We start from the raw sequence: 17699 nt of genomic DNA, 5'->3' as shown, positions 1-17699 counted from the left end.
GTCGTTTCCTCAAGAAGATCGCTCGCGACAGTGATTGTCTGCGTCGTTGAGGTTCTTATACGCTTGTCTAACTGGGAGATGGAGTGCAAAGTAGATGCATCTGCTATGCATTTGTGCAGTGCATCGATCATTTCGTGAGCATGCATTTCGCCCGGCTCGAAAATGCGCCATCGATCAAGTATCGGTTAAGTTGCTTTCTCAGGGACTACTGCACGAGATCAGAACGGCCCAGCAGAATAAAAAAACGCCCACCGGCGGAGCCGGAAGGCGTTTGAAAGGCCATAATCTGGCGAAAGCTTTGATGCTTACTTGATTGCCTGACGGGCAACGTAGGGGATGTCTGCGCGGCCGATGCCGAGATCAGTCAGCTCACGGTCGCTCATGCGGCCGAGTTCGTTGCAGGTCTGACGATACTTGCGCCAGTTGTTGAAAGAACGTGCGAGGTTCATGATCCTATTCCTTTCTAGGTCGTTCGCCAGCGCTCTATCTCTCTTGCTGGCCATCATCTTATGAACCGGAATATAATCGGTTTGAGCCGGGATTACAGAGATAATGCTGCATCGCACCCATGCGCGACGTGCAAAGCTTTTCAACGGCGTTAACCGCGGCTTAACCTTTTGGTGCCGATGCGGGCTTCCTGCGCATTTCCAGACCGTTCCAAGGACCGTGGCGGTCTTTTAGGGCCTGTTGAGATTTCATCTGGAGTTTATGACGGCTGCTGCGAGATAGATGATGGCGTTGAGGCTCTCGTGGGTTTGTCGGCGTTCAGGGCGGTGCGGACAAGATTGCCGACTGCATGGCCCAGGAAACAACGTATCGGAGGTCTGCAATCTCTCCTCTCCTCATCTCTGTGCTTGTCACAGAGATCCAGCAGCGCCGCGTCTGCGGCGCGGGAAGCGTTGTTTCAGCCCAAGGACTTGGTCTGGCTGGATCCCTGTGACGAGCACAGGGATGAGGGAATCAAACAAGCCGCCCCGGGTATCCCGAATCTTAACAGACCTTAGAACGCGCCGCGCCGTAGTGTGGTTCTCGGTTTCACTGCGATGGGGGGAGGCAGAAATAAACAACGCCCGCTGGGGGAGGAGGTCCAGCGGGCGTTGCTTGATCTGATTGGCAACCGGGAGGAGGAGTGTCGCCAATCCGTATCGGGCGCGCTGGGAGGAGGAGTGCGCTGCCCGATCGATGATTGGAATATAGGCCGAACCCCCGGATTTTACCAGGGGCTGCCGCGAATGGCACCTATGCAAGTGATGCATGGCTCAGGCGCCGAATGATCACAGAATGCCGAAATAATGGGCAAGTGGATCGTTATACAAAATGCGCCGGGATATCTGAGGGAAAATGACGCCCGTCGGGGGAGGAGGACCGGCGGGCGTCATAAAGGCGATTGGCAACCGGGAGGAGGAGTGTTGCCAATCCATCGAAGCGGCGATGGGAGGAGGAGTGCGCTGCTTCGAATTCTGTCGAGCTTAAGCCCGGATCTTTGCGGGACTTCCCGCCGCGGGCGATCATTCCCGCCGGCGCCCGTCCGGCTATCACCACGGCGCCTCGATGATTGGAATATAGTGGCCTCAAATCGATTTGTGCAGTGCAATGTCCACATGGAAGATATGCGGATTGCGCAACGCGGATGGCCGTCCGCCGTCCCGACAATGGATGGCGCGGATCCAGTGGCTGTTATGCGTCGGGACGCGCGGCATCACGTTTCTGCCGGCATCCTCTGCTAAGGAGCCTCAAGCTTGCCGTTCGAAGCGCGGGCTGCGAGCGGGCAACGGGCGCGAGCATTTTCCCTTTGATCCGTTGAAAACGAGTGTTATAGAGACGCCGCGCTCGGGAGCCCTGAACCTTTCGCATGGCCCAAGAATATCCGCGGCATTCCGCTGATGAAATCTTGTGAGGAATGCGATTGGGCGGTGCGATCGTCTGAACGCGGGTATGGTGAAATTGGTAGACACGCCAGATTTAGGTTCTGGTGCCGCAAGGCGTGGGAGTTCAAGTCTCTCTACCCGCACCAGGACGATATAGCAGTCACGCGTCGGTATTCGGCGCTGAGGAGGGCCGGCAAGGCGCCATTTTGCTTGCAAAGCGGTCGGAATTGCGTAAAGCCACTCCCGGCAAATGGATCGGCTCACGTGCTCGCCTAGCCTTTCAAGGGAAGAGCACTGTCAACGTGAAGTGAAGGTTTTAACATGCAGGTTATCGAAACGCTCGCTCAAGGGCTGAAGCGCGAACTCAAGGTCGTTATCCCGGCCGACGAAATGCAGGCTCGGATGAACGAGCGCCTCGTCGAGGTGAAGGATCGTGTCCGCATCAACGGCTTCCGTCCCGGCAAGGTGCCGGTTGCGCACCTGAAGAAGGTTTACGGCAAGTCGATCATGGCCGATCTCGTCAACGAGATCGTTCGTGAAAAGCCGACGGAAATCCTCACGAGCCGCGGCGAGAAGTCGGCAACCCAGCCCGAAATCGCGATGACCGAGGACGAGGCGGAAGCCGACAAGATCCTGAACGCCCAAGCCGATTTCGAATTCACGGTCGCCTACGAAATCATTCCGCCGATCGAACTCAAGGATGCAAGCGGCATCAAGGTCACCCGTGAGGTCGTCGACGTCAGCGAGGATGAAGTCAACGAGCAGATCCAGCGCATCGCCGAGAGCGCCCGCACCTATGAATCGAAGAAGGGCAAGGCTGCCAATGGCGACCGCGTCACGGTCGACTATCTCGGCAAGGTCGACGGCGAAGCCTTCGACGGCGGCAAGGACGAAGATGCTGAGCTCGTGCTCGGGTCCAACCGCTTCATCCCGGGCTTCGAGGAGCAGCTTGTCGGCGTAAAGGCCGGCGATGAAAAGACCATCACGGTCACGTTCCCGGCCGATTATCCGGCAGCCAACCTTGCCGGCAAGGAAGCGACCTTCGACATCACCGTCAAGGACGTCGCTGCCGCTGCCCCGATCGAGATCAACGACGAGCTGGCAACGAAGCTCGGCCTCGAATCCGTCGACAAGCTGAAGGAAATCGTCCGCGGCCAGATCGAAAGCCAGTTCGGCTCGATCACCCGCCAGAAGGTCAAGCGCCAGCTTCTCGACCAGCTCGACGAACTCTATCAGTTCGATACGCCCGAGCGCCTCGTCGATGCCGAGTTCGAGAACATCTGGCGCCAGATCAACACCGACCTGCAGCAGGCCGGCAAGACCTTCGCCGATGAAGACACGACGGAAGAGGAAGCGCGAGCCGAATATCGCAAGCTCGCCGAGCGTCGCGTCCGCCTCGGTCTGGTTCTCTCCGAGATCGGCGAAAAGGCCGGCGTTCAGGTCAGCGATGACGAGATGCAGCGTTCGCTGTTCGAGCAGCTGCGCCAGTTCCCCGGCCAGGAAAAGGAAATCCTCGAATATTTCCGCAACACGCCCGGTGCTGCCGCCTCGCTGCGAGCACCGCTTTTCGAAGAGAAGGTTGTCGACCACCTGCTCACCGAGGTTTCGGTGACCGACAAGAAGGTCTCGAAGGAAGAGCTGACGGCTGACGACGAAGCCGACGAAAAGCCGGCCAAGAAAACGGCCTCCAAGAAGAAGGCAGCCGCCAAGGCCGAAGCCGGCGAGGGCGAAGAAGCCGCCGCGCCGAAGAAGAAGGCCCCGGCCAAGAAGAAGGCTGCGGACGAGAGCGCCGAGTAATCGCATCTCTCAGGACACGAAGAGGCCGCCTCCGGGCGGCTTTTTCTTTTCTGCAGAGGGAAAGCTGCTCCGCACTTCTCCTGGAAGTGTCTACAGCGCCGCGCGTCTTATCAGACGCGCGGCGCTGTAGCACTTTGATCTGCTGCATGTTTTTGTCCTTTAATCGGATACGATTAAAGGAAACATGCAGTAGGCCAACGAAAAACCCGGCTTAGTAGCCGGGCTTTTTGCTTTCAGGACGTGGCAGGCAGGCGCGGCGCTTGAACCGCGCCCGATCGGATCACGTCATCATTCCGCCGCTTCCGCGTAGCTCTCGATCGGCGGGCAGGTGCAGACGAGATTGCGGTCGCCATAGACATTGTCGACACGGTTGACCGGCGACCAGTATTTGTCCACGCGGAAGGCGCCCGGTGGGAAGCAGGCCTGCTCGCGCGAATAGGGCCGGTCCCAGTCGCCGACGAGGTCCTCGACCGTATGCGGCGCGTTCTTCAGCGGATTGTTGACCTTGTCCATCCGGCCGTCCTCGATGGCGCGGGCCTCTTCGCGGATTGCCAGCATGGCGTCGCAGAAGCGGTCGAGCTCGGCCTTCGTTTCCGATTCCGTGGGTTCGATCATCAGTGTGCCCGCGACCGGCCAGCTCATCGTCGGTGCATGGAAGCCGCAGTCGATCAGGCGCTTGGCGACGTCATCGACCGTGACGCCGGCGCTTTCGGCGAGCGGACGGGTATCGATGATGCATTCATGCGCGACCCGGCCTTTCGCCGACTTGTAGAGCACGTCATAGGCACCCTTCAGCCGGGCGGCGACGTAATTGGCGTTGAGGATCGCCACCTTGGTCGCTTGCGTCAGGCCTTCGCCGCCCATCATCAGGCAGTAGCTCCAGGAGATCGGCAGGATCGAGGCCGACCCGAACGGTGCGGCGGATACGGCGCCCTCGTGCCCGTCGGTCTGCGGGTGTCCCGGAAGGAAGGGGGCGAGATGCGACTTGACGCCGATCGGGCCCATGCCGGGACCGCCGCCGCCATGCGGAATGCAGAAGGTCTTGTGCAGGTTCAAATGGCTGACATCCGAGCCGATGTCGCCAGGGCGGGAAAGGCCAACCATCGCATTCATGTTGGCGCCGTCCAGATAGACCTGGCCACCGTGCTTATGCACGACCTCGCAGACTTCGCGGACGTTCTCCTCGAACACGCCGTGCGTCGAGGGATAGGTGATCATGCAGCAGGAGAGGGTGTCCGCATACTGCTCCGCTTTGGCGCGGAAATCGTCCATATCGATCTCGCCGGCGTCGCTCACCTTGACGACCACCACCTTCATGCCGGCCATCTGCGCCGAGGCCGGGTTGGTGCCGTGCGCCGAGGTCGGTATCAGGCAGACGTCGCGATGCTCGTTGCCGTTGGCGATATGGTAGGCGCGGATCGCGAGCAGACCGGCATATTCACCCTGGGCACCCGAGTTCGGCTGCATCGAGATCGCATCGTAGCCGGTGATCGCGCAGAGCTTTTGCGACAGGTCTTCGATGAGATGCTGATAGCCGAGTGCCTGGTCGGCCGGCACGAAGGGATGGATTTCCGAAAATTCCGGCCAGGTGATCGGCAGCATCTCCGCGGTCGCGTTGAGCTTCATCGTGCAGGAGCCGAGCGGGATCATCGCGCGGTCGAGCGCAAGATCGCGATCGGCGAGGCGGCGCATGTAACGCGTCATCTCGCTCTCGGCGCGGTTCATATGGAAGATCGGATGGGTGAGATAGGCGCTGGTGCGCAGCAGTTCCTGCGGCAGGCGGTAGTCCGGCTCGAACTCCTCGACCTTGAAGTCGCCGCCGAAGGCGCGCCAGACGGCCTCGAGCGTGACAGGCCTCGAACGCTCGTCGAGACTGATGCCGATCCTGGTCGTGCCGATCTTGCGAAGGTTTACCTCCTCGGCCACGGCGGCTTTGAGGATGATGCCTTGCAGCTTGCCGACTTCGACGGTGATCGTATCGAAGAAGACATCCGGCTCGACGGTATAGCCGAGCTTTTCCAATCCCATGGCAAGCCGGACCGTCTTCTGGTGCACGCTCTGGGCGATCGCCTTTATTCCGTCCGGACCGTGGAAGACCGCATACATGGAGGCCATGACGGCAAGCAGCACCTGCGCGGTACAGATGTTCGATGTCGCCTTTTCGCGCCGGATATGCTGTTCACGGGTCTGGAGCGACAGCCGGTAGGCGCGGTTGCCCCGCGCATCGACCGACACGCCCACGAGGCGGCCGGGCATGGAGCGCTTATAGGCATCCTTGACCGCCATATAGGCGGCGTGCGGTCCGCCGTAGCCGACCGGAACGCCGAAGCGCTGGGTCGAACCGATCGCGATGTCGGCGCCCATTTCACCGGGAGACTTCAGAAGCGCCAGCGCCAGCGGATCGGCCGCGACGGCGGCGATTGCCCCCTGCTCATGGAGCTTGGCGATCAGGCCCGAGAAGTCGCGGACATGGCCGTAGGTACCGGGGTACTGGAAAATCGCGCCGAAGACGCCGGCAGCGTCCAGATCCTCGAACGGATCGCCGACGACGATCTGCCAGCCGAGCGGCTCCGCCCGGGTCTTCAGGAGCGCAATCGTCTGGGGATGGCAGTTCTCATCGATGAAAAACGCCTTCGCCTTGGACTTTGCGACGCGCTCCGCAATGGCCATGGCTTCGGCTGCCGCCGTCGCCTCGTCGAGCAACGAGGCGTTCGCGACGTCCAGTCCGGTCAAATCGCAAACCATGGTCTGGTAGTTGAGCAGGGCTTCCAGCCGCCCCTGGCTGATTTCCGGCTGATAGGGCGTATAGGCGGTGTACCAGGCCGGATTCTCGAGGATATTGCGCTGGATGACCGGCGGGGTGATGGTCCCGTAGTAGCCCTGACCGATCAGGGAGACGAGCTTCCGGTTGCGGTTCGCCGTCTCGCGCAGCTTGTCGAGTGCCTCGCGCTCGGTCATCGGCGCGCCCCAGGCAAGCGGCGTCCGCTGGCGGATCGACGGCGGCACGGTATCATCGATGAGCGCGTCGAGGCTCGGATAGCCGACGACCTTCAGCATCTCGTCCATCTCGGCCGGCGAAGGACCGATGTGACGTCGATTGGCGAAGTCGTAAGGCTTGTAATCGGTGAAGGTAAAATCCTTGGGCATGCTCATCAGGCGACGAACTCCTTGTAGGCCGCTTCGTCCAGGAGCGCATTGGCAGCGTCCGGATCGGCGAGCTTCAGCTTGAAGAACCAGGCCGCGCCTTGCGGATCGCTGTTGACGAGCGACGGATCGTCGACGATCGCCTGATTGACCTCGACGATTTCTCCATCAAGCGGACAATAGACGTCCGAAGCCGCCTTGACGGACTCGACGGTCGCGGCCGAGTCGCCCTTGGAGAAGCTGGCACCCGCTTCCGGCAGTTCCACGAAGACAAGATCGCCGAGCTGGCCAGCGGCATGCTCCGTGATGCCGACGGTCGCGACGTCGCCATCGATCTTCAGCCATTCGTGTTCCTCGGTGAATTTCAGCATACGCAGGTTCTCCTGATCAGCGTTTGTAGGTTTGTTTGATGAAGGGCAGGGCAGTGACGGCGATGGGCAGGTATTTGCCGCGCACCTCTGCGAACAGTCTGGTGCCGACTTCGGCGTGCTCGGCGTCGACATAGCCCATGGCGACCGGTCCATCCACGCTTGGACCGAAGCCGCCGGAGGTGACGGTTCCTGCCGCCGTCCTGCCCTCCTCATCGGCGAAGAGATTGGCATTGCCGCGGACCGGCGCCCGGCCTTCGGGCCTCAGGCCGACACGCCGCCTGGAAACTCCGTCGGTTAGCTCGGCCAGTATCCGGCCGGCGCCCGGAAAGCCGCCGGCGCGCTCACCGCCGGCGCGGCGGCTTTTCTGGATCGCCCATTCGAGGCCTGCTTCGATGGGGCTCGTATTCGTGTCGATATCGTTGCCATAGAGACAAAGCCCCGCTTCGAGGCGGAGCGAGTCGCGCGCGCCGAGCCCGATGGGCAGAACGTCGGGATGTTCGAGCAGGCGCTGCGTCACATCCACAGCCGCTTCCGCGGGAATGGATATCTCGAAGCCATCCTCGCCGGTGTAGCCGGAGCGGGAGATGATGCAGCTCACATCGTGAAGGTCGGCTTCGGTGACATCCATGAAGCGCATCGACGAGACGTCCGCCCAGAGTTCGCAGAGGACCGCTCCGGCCCGGGGTCCCTGAAGGGCGATCAGGGCACGGTCGGTCAGCATGGTCACGTCGCAGACGCTGCCGAGACCGTCCTTGAGATGCGCAAGATCGGCATCCTTGCAGGCCGCGTTGACGACGAGGAAGAGATGATCGCCGCGATTGACGATCATCAGGTCGTCGAGAATGCCGCCTGCGGCATTGGTGAAGAGGCCGTAGCGCTGTCGGCCTTCCGCGAGGCCGAGAACATCCGCCGGCACGAGCTTTTCCAGCGCCAGCGCCGCGTCCTCGATTTTTCCCGATTTCGGCCGCACGACGATCTGTCCCATGTGGGACACGTCGAAGAGGCCGGCGGCGGCGCGGGTATGCAGGTGCTCCTTCAATACGCCTTCCGGGTATTGGACCGGCATGTCGTAACCGGCGAAGGGCACCATGCGTGCACCGAGCGAAAGGTGCAGCGCGTGCAAAGGCGTGTGTTTCAAGGTGGAAACGTCTTCCAAGTCCGGCCTCCAGGTCTGGCGCGTTTTCGCGCCGGCTCACAATACCGGCGTCATGCGCCGACAAATTCGAGCCCCCTCTGTCCCTTTGCCTGAGATTGTTATCCCTTCGGCGAGCGCGAACGCTTCTCTCCAGAGTCCTACCGGCACCTTGCTGGTCCTTTGGCCTGAGAGTTTCCGGGGCGGTTGCTCCTTCGGCACCGGATCGAACCGGTTTCTCCCAACGAGGTCGAATCCAGATAACGGCGAAGGCCGGATTTTGGCAAGGGCCTATGTCGCGACCAAACATATTTTTGTCGCCCTGACTTCATCCTCCGCGACAAGTGCGGCAAAATCGGCCTTTGCAATTTCTTTGGGCAGCGGATAGGGAAGACCGAAGAGAGGTGGCCATGACAGGGCGCGAGCGGAAATGGGGAATTGCGATGCGGCTGCTCGCAGCCTTCGCACTCCTATTCCTGTCCTTCGCCCATAAGCCAGCCCTTGCGAAAGCGGCCGGCCCGGCGATTTCCGGCGAATATCTTCTCCCCGACGGCACCTTCGCCGATATCTGCTTCGGCACGGGCGGCGTCGATCATGACGCCGGCCACGGCAAGTCGTCGTCATCTGCTCCCGTTTGCGAAGCCTGCCGGCTCGCCGCCTCCGTGCTCCTGCCGGCGGCGCCCGATGAAAGCCTGCCGGCCGAAAACGGCGACTGGACTGCCGGAACGCCGATCGTCGCCGCCGAGGCGGTGCTTCTGCCCCTGCGCCTGCTGCCGCCACCGCGCGGCCCGCCGGCCCAGCCGTAAATCTCCTCGAATCCAACCCAGAATTTCTTGCGCCGCTATGCGGCATTGACCCACGAAGGCCGCGTTCCGGCACGTGGTTCGGAGATTACGACATGAACACGATCAGACTTTCCTTGCTTGCCACCGGCCTCACATTCGCCGCCACAGGGCTCGCCCATGCGCATGCGACATTCGAGACGGGCAGCGCGCCGGCCGAAACGACCGTCAACGCCACGCTTCAGGTGCCGCATGGCTGCGACGGCAAGGCGACGACCGAAGTGCGGGTGCAGCTGCCGGAGGGATTCGTCTTTGCCAAGCCCCAGCCTAAGCCCGGCTGGGAGCTGGAGATCATCAAGGGCGACTACCGGAAAACCTATGACGATCACGGCACCAAGGTTTCCTCCGGTCCCTTGGAAATTCGCTGGAAAGGCGGCAACCTTCCCGACGAACATTACGACACCTTCGTCGTGCGCGGAAAACTCGCGGGCTTCGACAAGGAGACCGTGCTTGCCTTTCCGACGACGCAGCTTTGCGGCGCCGACGGCAAGGTGGTCTGGGATCAGGTGGCGGCGGAGGGCGAGGACGCCCATTCCCTCGAGCATCCGGCGCCGACGATCACCGTCACCATGGCGGCGGGCGACGAGCATTCCGGTCACGGCGGGCATCATCAGTCCGCGCCCAAAACGGTGAGGCTCGGCGATCTCGAGATCTCGGGCGGAGCCGTGAAGGCCATGCTGCCCGGCGCCAAGGTCGGCGGCGGCGGATTCGTGGTCAGGAACGGCGGCAGTGCCGACGACCGGCTGCTTGCCGTCGAGAGCCCGGCCGCGGGCCGGGTCGAACTCCATGAAATGACGATGGAGAACGACGTCATGAAAATGCGCAAGCTCGAGGACGGCATTGCCGTTCCCGCCGGCGGAACCGTCGAGCTGAAGAGCGGCGGCCTGCATCTCATGTTCATGGAGGTGAAGAAGCCCTTTGCCGAAGGCGATGCCGTGCCCGTGACGCTCACCTTCGAGAAGGCGGGGGAGGTCGACTATGTCCTGCCGGTCGGCACCGCCGCGGGCAACGCTCACTCCGGCCACAGCCATCAATAGAACACTGACAGGAAAGCGCGTCGACCGGCTCAGGATCCCTGAACGAGCCGGTCGAGCATTTCGGTGATTTCGTCCAGTTCCTGTTCATCGCCGGCAGGCTTGTCTTCCCGCCGGCGATCGCCTCCGCCCCCGTCCTCGTCCTCGTTCTCGGCGTTTTCGAGATAGCGGCGCAGCGTTTCGGCCTGCGTCTGTTGCGGCAGACGGCGCTCTGCAGCGATCAGCATGAGGTGCAGCGGCAGCGCGCTTCTGACCTTCGGGACCGGCGCCTGCTCTTGGCCGCGCGCGCAAAGCAGTGTGATTGCCTCGTCGGCAGGTCCATCGCCACGCAAGCGCGTGGGCGGCTTCAATGCATCCGCCGCATAGGCCGCCGTCGTCGCGGAGATGGTAACGACCTGGGTCATCCTGTCAGTCCTCGGGCATGATAATCCTTTCCTGTGCCAGACTGCGCTTGCGAGCAGGTGAAATCGGGTGATCGGATTTTAGGAAAATCGTAACGATTCGAGGGCTGCGGGGCTGAACATTGCGCAATTTTGTGTACCGTCGGTTGAACGGCATGTACAATCGCAGCCGTAACCGAGAACCGGCGCGGCTTCTGCGCCGGAAAAAATCTAGTTCATAAAAGTCATATTGAAGAAGTTCACTCACGAAAGGACGTAAGTCTATGCGCGCGATCGTATTGTTGTTGGCGATCTTTGCTCTCAGCGCGTGCTCGCAAACAGGAAGGCCCAGCGCCGAACGGTACTATACGGGAGAAGGCCAATACTATAGCGGCGTCGTACCCCCGACGCCTCTCTGAAGCATGTCGCTCAGGTCTATAGCGGCTTTAAGAACGACACGCATCAATCGAAGCCCCAAATGCGGCGCACGAACCCGCTTCCGTCGCATCGCAAGAGGGCTGTCGCTGCATGCCTCACGAGAGGCGCCCGCGCACCGTGCCCGTGACGTCCTGGCGGTCGGCACCGCTGCGGCAACGCTCACTCCGGGCGCAGCCATCATAGCGACCGGCTTGCGGTACCTGACCGGTTCGACACCCAAGTGGGCCGGTTGGGGGAATACGGGAGCTGCACTTGATGGTAGAGATCACGGAATCGTGTTCATCGTCGGTTGAATCGCATATACAATTGCAGGTGCAACGGAGAGCCGATGCAGCGCGTCGGCGCGACCCGGTTGCGGAAATCTATATGCGAAAGGACATACTCTATGCGGGCAATCGGAATGTTGGTGGCGGTCTTCGTTCTCAGCGCGTGCTCACAAACGGCGACGCCCAGCGCCGAACGGTATTATGGAGGGGACGGGCAATACTATCCCGGCTTGATACCCCCGAAGCGCTGATGAGACGTTGCATGCGGCATCGCGCCTCCGACAATCGGTTCCGATTTCTCGGGACCGATGTAGGAGCCCGGATGGTGTAAGAAGCGCTGCCGCAGGACCGTGTAGATTGCGCGGTTGGGAATTGATCCTGCGCGAATGGCAGAATATCAATGGCCGTCAAACTGTTAGAAAAGGTACGGGGGCCTATGCGCAAGATCGTGTTGTTGCTCGCACTCGCCACGCTGGCGGCGTGCTCGCACACCGGGGACCGGGTGGTCGGCGGTGACGGGGATTACTATCAAGGTCTCGTCCCGCCGAGGTGATCGTCACCTCCGAGGTGATCGTCACCTCCAAGGTGATCGCCGCCTCCGAGGTGAGTGTCACCTCCCGAGGTGAGTGTCACCTCCCGAGGTGAGTGTCACCTCTGCGCGGCCAATTCCATTGCGAGCCAAACGGCGGCGCCGGCTCGCACGGCAAAAACGGAGGCGCTGCGACTGCGCCGCCTCCGTCAGGGAACCGGTTCACCCACACCTTGAAGAACATCGGCCGCTGCGCAATTCCGCGAGCGTCCTTGGCCGGTCCGGGTGCTTAATAGCCTACGCGAACACCACCGGGGCTCGCGGCGCTGAAATTGGGAACGGGATTCGGCCCGTACCACTGAGCATAGGTCGTGTTGTTTCCGCCGGTGCTGGTGCACCCCGACAGGACGGCAAGCGCCAATAGGGCGGTCAGATATTTGAGGGGCATGAACTCTCCGATTCTGCTTCGTCAGACGCGCATAAATTGCGGTATCCTGAGCCGCCCGTCCATCGCTTTCACATTGACTCTTTTGCTTTTTCCTTTCGGAGTGACAGCCGGCTGCCGCTTCCGCACATTGATGCCTGGAAGTGGTGCTACATCATCAGGTCGAAATCTTCAGGCAACGGGGAGGGCTGCAATGACCGGAAGGCCGCGCCTGTTCGGAGCGGAGTACAGCGTTTACGTGCGGATCGTGCGGCTGGCGCTGGCCGAGAAGGGAACGGACTACGAACTCGTCCCCGTAGACATCTTCGCGAGCGATGGCCCGCCACAGGACTATCTGGAGCGGCATCCCTTCGGTCGCATCCCTGCCTTCGAATATGAGGGCTTCAGGCTTTACGAGACCGGCGCGATAACGCGCTACGTCGATGACGTGTTCGACGGGAGGAGGCTTCAACCTCTCGATCCGCGGGAGCGCGCCCGCTGCAACCAGCTGATGAGTATCGCCGACAACTACGCCTATCCCACTCTGGTCTGGGGAGTCTACGTGGAACGCTTCTCAAAGCCGGCGAGCGGCGCGGCCGCTGACGAGAACGCAATCGCCGCTGCGCTGCCGAAAGCAAGGACCTGCCTCAAGGCGATTTCCGAAATTATGGGAACGGCGCCATGGCTCGCAGGCGAGACCATGTCGCTCGCCGACCTCTATGCCGCCCCGATATTCGACTACTTCCTCAGGGCGCCGGAAGGGCAGGAAATGCTCCGGGAGCACGAGATGCTGGCGGCGTGGTGGGCGCGGATGTCGGTGAGGCGCTCGATGATGGAGACGCGGCCCGCATAGCCTGAGTTTCCTCTTCCGTGAAGCCCGCGGATATCCCTGTGCAGAACATAGATATGGCCGCTTCCAGGGAGGCGGCCATATCGATTACTGCGTCATTTCAGTGGCTGTGCGTCGTAACCAATGGCTGACTACTACAACTTCTGCCGCTGTCTCAGCTGCACCCGCTCGTGGCGCCGCATGTGTCGCACTTCTCGCACGTGCCATTCCTGACCATCGTGAAGTTCTGGCACTCGGAGCACATGTTGCCGGTATAGCCCTGCATGATCGAGCGGGCGCGGCGTTCGGCTTCGACTTTCTTTGCCTCGGACTTCGCCGCAGCGGCCTCTGCCGCGGCCTTGTCGGAAAAGAGGGCAGTCACCTCCTGTTCCGCCTCTTCGGCAATCTCCTCGGCGAGTTCGACGGCTCGTTCCTCGTAATCGCGCTTGAAGGCGACGACTTCGGAAGTGGCGGCGGCGATTGCCGGCTCCAGCTTGCGCACGGCATTGCCGGAGATCGAGGTTACGGAAGCGCCGGCCGAGGCGCGGGCCGGGGCGGCCGTCGACGCACCCTTCGGTTCGGAGCGCTCGCCGGTGCCGCCGACGATGGACGGCTTGTAGCCGCGGGTCCAGCCGGTGGAGACGAGGTTGGTCTTGCCTTCCTGAATGCCGCGGCCGAGCGCGGTATTGCTGAAGTCGGAGGTGTCGACGTGAGCAAGGTCGTGGCGGCCGAGATAGGAAACGGCAAGCTCGCGGAAGACATAGTCGAGGATCGACGTCGCGTTCTTGATCGCGTCGTTGCCCTGGACCATGCCGGCCGGCTCGAACTTGGTGAAGGTGAAGGCCTCCACATATTCCTCGAGCGGCACGCCATATTGCAGGCCGAGCGAGATGGCGATGGCGAAGTTGTTCATCATCGCCCGGAAGGCCGCACCTTCCTTGTGCATGTCGATGAAGATCTCGCCGAGCCGTCCATCGCCGAATTCGCCGGTGCGCAGATACACCTTGTGGCCGCCGACGATCGCCTTCTGGGTATAGCCCTGGCGGCGGTTTGGCAGTTTCTCGCGGGCGCGCACCACCTTCTCGATGACGCGCTCGATGATCTTCTCGGTGACGGCGACCGCCTGGGCGGCTGCCGGCGCCTGCATCAGCTCCTCGATCGCGTCCTCGTCTTCCTCGTCCTCGATCAGCGAGGCGTTCAGCGGCTGCGAGAGCTTGGAACCGTCACGGTAGAGCGCATTCGCCTTCAGCGCGAGCTTCCAGGAGAGCATGTAGGCGTTCTTGCAATCCTCGACGGTCGCCTCGTTCGGCATGTTGATCGTCTTGGAGATTGCGCCAGAAATGAAGGGCTGGGCTGCCGCCATCATGCGGATATGGCTTTCGACCGAGAGATAGCGCTTGCCGATCTTGCCGCAGGGATTGGCGCAATCGAAGACCGGCAGGTGCTCTGCTTTCAGGAACGGTGCCCCTTCGAGCGTCATCGCGCCGCAGACATGGATGTTGGCGGCTTCGATGTCCTTCCTGGAGAAGCCCAGATGCTCGAGCAGGTTGAAGTCCATCGAGGCGAGCTGCTCATCGCTGACCTTCAGCGTCTCCTTCAGGAAGTCGGCGCCGAGCGTCCACTGGTTGAAGACGAACTTGATGTCGAAGGCAGCCTTAAGCGCCGCATTGACGGCTTCGATCTTCTCGTCGGTGAAGCCCTTGGCCTTGAGCGTCGTGGGATTGATGGCCGGGGCCTGGTTGAGGTTACCGTGGCCGACGGCATATGCCTCCATCTCGGCGATCTGGCTTTCCGAGTAGCCGAGCGTGCGCAACGCCTCGGGAACCGCGCGGTTGATGATCTTGAAATAGCCGCCGCCGGCGAGCTTCTTGAATTTCACCAGGGCGAAATCGGGCTCGATGCCGGTCGTGTCGCAATCCATGACGAGCCCGATCGTACCGGTCGGCGCGATCACGGTGGCCTGGGCGTTGCGGTAGCCGTGCTTCTCGCCCAGCTCGACCGCCTTGTCCCAGGCGCCCTTGGCATGGGCGATCAGGTCCTGGTCCGGGCAATCGCCGTGGACGAGCGCGACCGGGTTGACGGACAGGCCCTCATAGCCGGCGGTCTCGCCGTGAGCCGCGCGGCGGTGATTGCGCATGACGCGCAGCATGTTGTCGCGGTTCGGCGCAAAGCCGGGGAAGGGGCCGAGCTTTGCGGAGATCTCGGCAGAGGTGGCATAGGCGACGCCGGTCATGATCGCGGTCAGCGCGCCGGCGATGGCGCGGCCCTCGGGGGAGTCATAGGGAATGCCTGACGACATCAGCAGGCCGCCGATATTCGCATAGCCGAGGCCGAGCGTGCGGTATTCGTAGGAGAGCTCGGCGATCTCGCGGGACGGGAACTGCGCCATCATCACAGAGACTTCGAGAACGACGGTCCAGAGACGGACGGCATGCTCGTAGTCGCCGATATTGATCCGCTTGGTCGCGGCATCCTTGAACTGCATCAGGTTGAGCGAGGCGAGATTGCAGGCCGTGTCGTCCAGGAACATGTATTCCGAGCACGGGTTGGAGGCGCGGATCGGGCCTGCAGCCGGGCAGGTGTGCCAGTCGTTCATCGTCGTGTTGAAGTGCAGGCCGGGATCGGCCGAGGCCCAGGCGGCGTGGGAGATCGACTCCCAGAGGTCGCGCGCCTTCAGGGTCTTCATGACGCGGCCGTCCTTGCGGGCGGTCAGGTGCCAATCGCCATCCGCCTCCACGGCGCGCAGGAAGTCGTCCTTGATCGAGACCGAGTTGTTGGAGTTCTGGCCGGAAACCGTGAGATAGGCCTCCGAATCCCAATCCGTGTCATAGGTCTTGAATTGGATGTCCTTATAGCCCTGCCGCGCGAACTGGATGACGCGCTTGACATAGTTTTCCGGAACCAGCGCCTGCTTGGCGGCACGGATCTCGCGCTTCAGCGCCGGGTTCTGCTTGGGATCGAAGCAGGCATCGTCGCTGCCGTCGCAATTGATGCAGGCCTTCATGATCGCCTTCAGGTGCTTGGCGACGATCTTGGAGCCGGTGACGAGGGCGGCGACCTTCTGCTCTTCCTTGACCTTCCAGTTGATGTATTCCTCGATGTCGGGATGGTCGATGTCGACGACGACCATCTTGGCGGCGCGGCGCGTCGTGCCGCCCGACTTGATGGCGCCCGCGGCGCGGTCGCCGATCTTCAGGAAGCTCATGAGCCCGGAGGACTTGCCGCCGCCCGAGAGCCTTTCGCCTTCGGCGCGCAGATGCGAGAAGTTGGAGCCGGTGCCGGAGCCGTATTTGAAGAGGCGCGCCTCACGCACCCAGAGATCCATGATGCCGCCCTCGTTGACGAGGTCGTCCGCGACCGACTGAATGAAGCAGGCGTGCGGCTGCGGGTGTTCGTAAGCGGACTTCGACTTCGTCAGCTTGCCGGTGAAGGGATCGACGTAGAAATGGCCCTGGCCGGGGCCGTCGATGCCATAGGCCCAGTGGAGGCCGGTGTTGAACCATTGCGGCGAGTTCGGAGCAACGCGCTGGGTGGCGAGCATGTAGGCGAGCTCGTCGCGAAAGGCGCTGGCGTCCTCTTCCGTGTCGAAATAGCCGCCCTTCCAGCCCCAATAGGCCCAGGTGCCGGCCAGGCGATCGAAAACCTGGCGGGCATCGGTTTCGGAGCCGTACTGCTCTTCCTTCGGCAGCGCCTTCAGCGCGTCGTTGTCCGGAACCGAGCGCCAGAGGAAGGACGGCACGTCGTTTTCCTCGACACGCTTCAGCTTTGCCGGCACACCGGCCTTGCGGAAATATTTCTGGGCGAGAATATCGGCGGCGACCTGCGAGAACTGCGCCGGCACGTCGATATCCGCAAGGCGGAAGACCACGGACCCGTCCGGGTTCTTGATCTCACTCGTCGCCTTGCGGAACTCAATCTCGGCATAGGCGGATTGCCCTGCCTTCGTGAAACGACGCTCGATCTTCATTGTCCCGTCCTTTGTTGCCATGCGCTAAAGCGCAGTTAACCTCGCCCGGCCGCGATGGATCTCGCAGCCAGCCTGAAAATTTCTGTCGATGTGAGGAAACCCAGCTCCTGGGTAATCCTGTATCTTGTGATGATGCTGGCTGCAAACACTAAATATAGTATTAACAGGCTCTTTACGCCAGCTCGAAATGCCGCTTGAGCGACCCAAATTTCGCGCAAAATTCCGCCACTGCAGCCGCTCGGGGTCATCCGCCCGGGCCGCATGTCGGAACCGACGATTTGGGGGTGTGAACCGGCCTCTGAACTTCCCGGTCCGCCGCCGTCGCAACGTGAAATCCATTAACCGTGAATCGCCTCGGGGCGTCAAGGGGTGGTTTGTGACGGAAGTTTGAGCGCTATATCTTGTGTGGGTCGACTGTGGAAAACGGGGACATCGATCAATCCGTTGAAAAACAGGGACTTCCACCGCTTGCCTGCGAAGATGAGCTAGCGGCAGGCCCAAATTCAAATTTTTATGGATGAAAAAGCGGGTACAAGACGCGGCCTAGCGCTACTCGCGATTGCGAATCAGGTGGGTGTGTGATGCGGCCCGTTTTGGTGATTCGGCGGTACCAGCAGTATCAAGTCGAGGGGCGACGTTGGGACTCCCCTGGCGCCCGCACCCCGCGTCTTAACTCAT

Annotated in this window: 11 protein-coding genes, 1 tRNA gene and 1 riboswitch; of the genes, 5 read left to right on the top strand and 7 right to left on the bottom strand. The window is 61.7% G+C overall.

Annotated features, from left to right (window positions below):
* Positions 1-305 precede the first annotated feature (305 nt).
* On the bottom strand, positions 306-449 hold the full coding sequence (locus tag M1D34_RS07865) for a DUF1127 domain-containing protein (protein ID WP_003529522.1): 144 nt from the start codon (positions 447-449) through the stop codon (positions 306-308).
* A 1480-nt stretch (positions 450-1929) separates the two neighbouring features.
* On the opposite strand from M1D34_RS07865, the gene M1D34_RS07860 reads away from it, so the two are divergent.
* Both M1D34_RS07860 and tig read left to right on the top strand, forming a co-directional pair.
* Positions 1930-2014: transfer RNA gene (locus tag M1D34_RS07860), tRNA-Leu, on the top strand.
* Positions 2015-2189: 175 nt separating this feature from the next.
* Positions 2190-3665, top strand: a complete 1476-nt coding sequence (tig, locus tag M1D34_RS07855) for a trigger factor (RefSeq protein WP_028010816.1) — start codon at positions 2190-2192, stop codon at positions 3663-3665.
* Positions 3666-3953: 288 nt separating this feature from the next.
* Here tig and gcvP read toward each other — a convergent pair whose 3' ends face one another.
* Genes gcvP through gcvT form a run of 3 tightly spaced genes read right to left on the bottom strand, consistent with a single transcriptional unit; the run spans position 3954 to position 8336 of the window.
* Positions 3954-6818, bottom strand: coding sequence for an aminomethyl-transferring glycine dehydrogenase (gcvP, locus tag M1D34_RS07850; RefSeq protein WP_028010815.1), 2865 nt, complete (start codon positions 6816-6818; stop codon positions 3954-3956).
* Complete coding sequence (gcvH, locus tag M1D34_RS07845) at positions 6818-7180, bottom strand: glycine cleavage system protein GcvH (protein WP_003529528.1); 363 nt, start codon at positions 7178-7180, stop codon at positions 6818-6820. The genes gcvP and gcvH overlap by 1 nt, the downstream gene beginning before the upstream one ends.
* A 16-nt stretch (positions 7181-7196) precedes the next feature.
* Positions 7197-8336 carry a glycine cleavage system aminomethyltransferase GcvT gene (gene gcvT, locus M1D34_RS07840; protein WP_010969294.1) on the bottom strand — a complete coding sequence of 380 codons (1140 nt, stop codon included), beginning with the start codon at positions 8334-8336 and terminating at the stop codon, positions 7197-7199.
* A 142-nt stretch (positions 8337-8478) separates the two neighbouring features.
* Positions 8479-8566, bottom strand: a riboswitch (glycine riboswitch).
* A 156-nt stretch (positions 8567-8722) separates the two neighbouring features.
* Between gcvT and M1D34_RS07835 the strand changes: the two genes are divergently transcribed.
* Together M1D34_RS07835 and M1D34_RS07830 are read left to right on the top strand one after the other, a co-directional pair.
* Positions 8723-9118 carry a hypothetical protein gene (locus tag M1D34_RS07835; RefSeq protein ID WP_014526714.1) on the top strand — a complete coding sequence of 132 codons (396 nt, stop codon included), beginning with the start codon at positions 8723-8725 and terminating at the stop codon, positions 9116-9118.
* Between the two features lie 92 nt (positions 9119-9210).
* Complete coding sequence (locus M1D34_RS07830) at positions 9211-10191, top strand: DUF1775 domain-containing protein (protein WP_010969295.1); 981 nt, start codon at positions 9211-9213, stop codon at positions 10189-10191.
* A 29-nt stretch (positions 10192-10220) separates the two neighbouring features.
* On the opposite strand, the gene M1D34_RS07825 is transcribed toward M1D34_RS07830, so the two are convergent.
* Positions 10221-10592, bottom strand: coding sequence for a hypothetical protein (locus M1D34_RS07825; protein WP_003529533.1), 372 nt, complete (start codon positions 10590-10592; stop codon positions 10221-10223).
* Between the two features lie 1498 nt (positions 10593-12090).
* Complete coding sequence (locus tag M1D34_RS07820; RefSeq protein ID WP_010969297.1) at positions 12091-12249, bottom strand: hypothetical protein; 159 nt, start codon at positions 12247-12249, stop codon at positions 12091-12093.
* A 190-nt stretch (positions 12250-12439) separates the two neighbouring features.
* On the opposite strand from M1D34_RS07820, the gene M1D34_RS07815 reads away from it, so the two are divergent.
* Positions 12440-13078: a glutathione S-transferase family protein gene (locus M1D34_RS07815; RefSeq protein ID WP_498781506.1), complete on the top strand. Its 639-nt coding sequence runs from the start codon at positions 12440-12442 to the stop codon at positions 13076-13078.
* 151 nt (positions 13079-13229) lie between these two features.
* On the opposite strand, the gene M1D34_RS07810 is transcribed toward M1D34_RS07815, so the two are convergent.
* A complete protein-coding gene (locus tag M1D34_RS07810) occupies positions 13230-17021 on the bottom strand; it encodes a vitamin B12-dependent ribonucleotide reductase (RefSeq protein WP_003529536.1) in 3792 nt (1263 codons plus the stop codon).
* Between the last annotated feature and the right edge of the window lie 678 nt (positions 17022-17699).

This window comes from Ensifer sp. D2-11, assembly GCF_054161295.1.
This window is presented reverse-complemented; position numbering and strand designations above follow the sequence as displayed.

Coding starts and splice junctions, on each gene's coding strand:
- M1D34_RS07865 (WP_003529522.1), bottom strand. CDS start 449: ATGAACCTCGCACGTTCTTTCAACAACTGGCGCAAGTATCGTCAGACC.
- tig (WP_028010816.1), top strand. CDS start 2,190: ATGCAGGTTATCGAAACGCTCGCTCAAGGGCTGAAGCGCGAACTCAAG.
- gcvP (WP_028010815.1), bottom strand. CDS start 6,818: ATGAGCATGCCCAAGGATTTTACCTTCACCGATTACAAGCCTTACGAC.
- gcvH (WP_003529528.1), bottom strand. CDS start 7,180: ATGCTGAAATTCACCGAGGAACACGAATGGCTGAAGATCGATGGCGAC.
- M1D34_RS07835 (WP_014526714.1), top strand. CDS start 8,723: ATGACAGGGCGCGAGCGGAAATGGGGAATTGCGATGCGGCTGCTCGCA.
- M1D34_RS07830 (WP_010969295.1), top strand. CDS start 9,211: ATGAACACGATCAGACTTTCCTTGCTTGCCACCGGCCTCACATTCGCC.
- M1D34_RS07825 (WP_003529533.1), bottom strand. CDS start 10,592: ATGACCCAGGTCGTTACCATCTCCGCGACGACGGCGGCCTATGCGGCG.
- M1D34_RS07820 (WP_010969297.1), bottom strand. CDS start 12,249: ATGCCCCTCAAATATCTGACCGCCCTATTGGCGCTTGCCGTCCTGTCG.
- M1D34_RS07815 (WP_498781506.1), top strand. CDS start 12,440: ATGACCGGAAGGCCGCGCCTGTTCGGAGCGGAGTACAGCGTTTACGTG.
- M1D34_RS07810 (WP_003529536.1), bottom strand. CDS start 17,021: ATGAAGATCGAGCGTCGTTTCACGAAGGCAGGGCAATCCGCCTATGCC.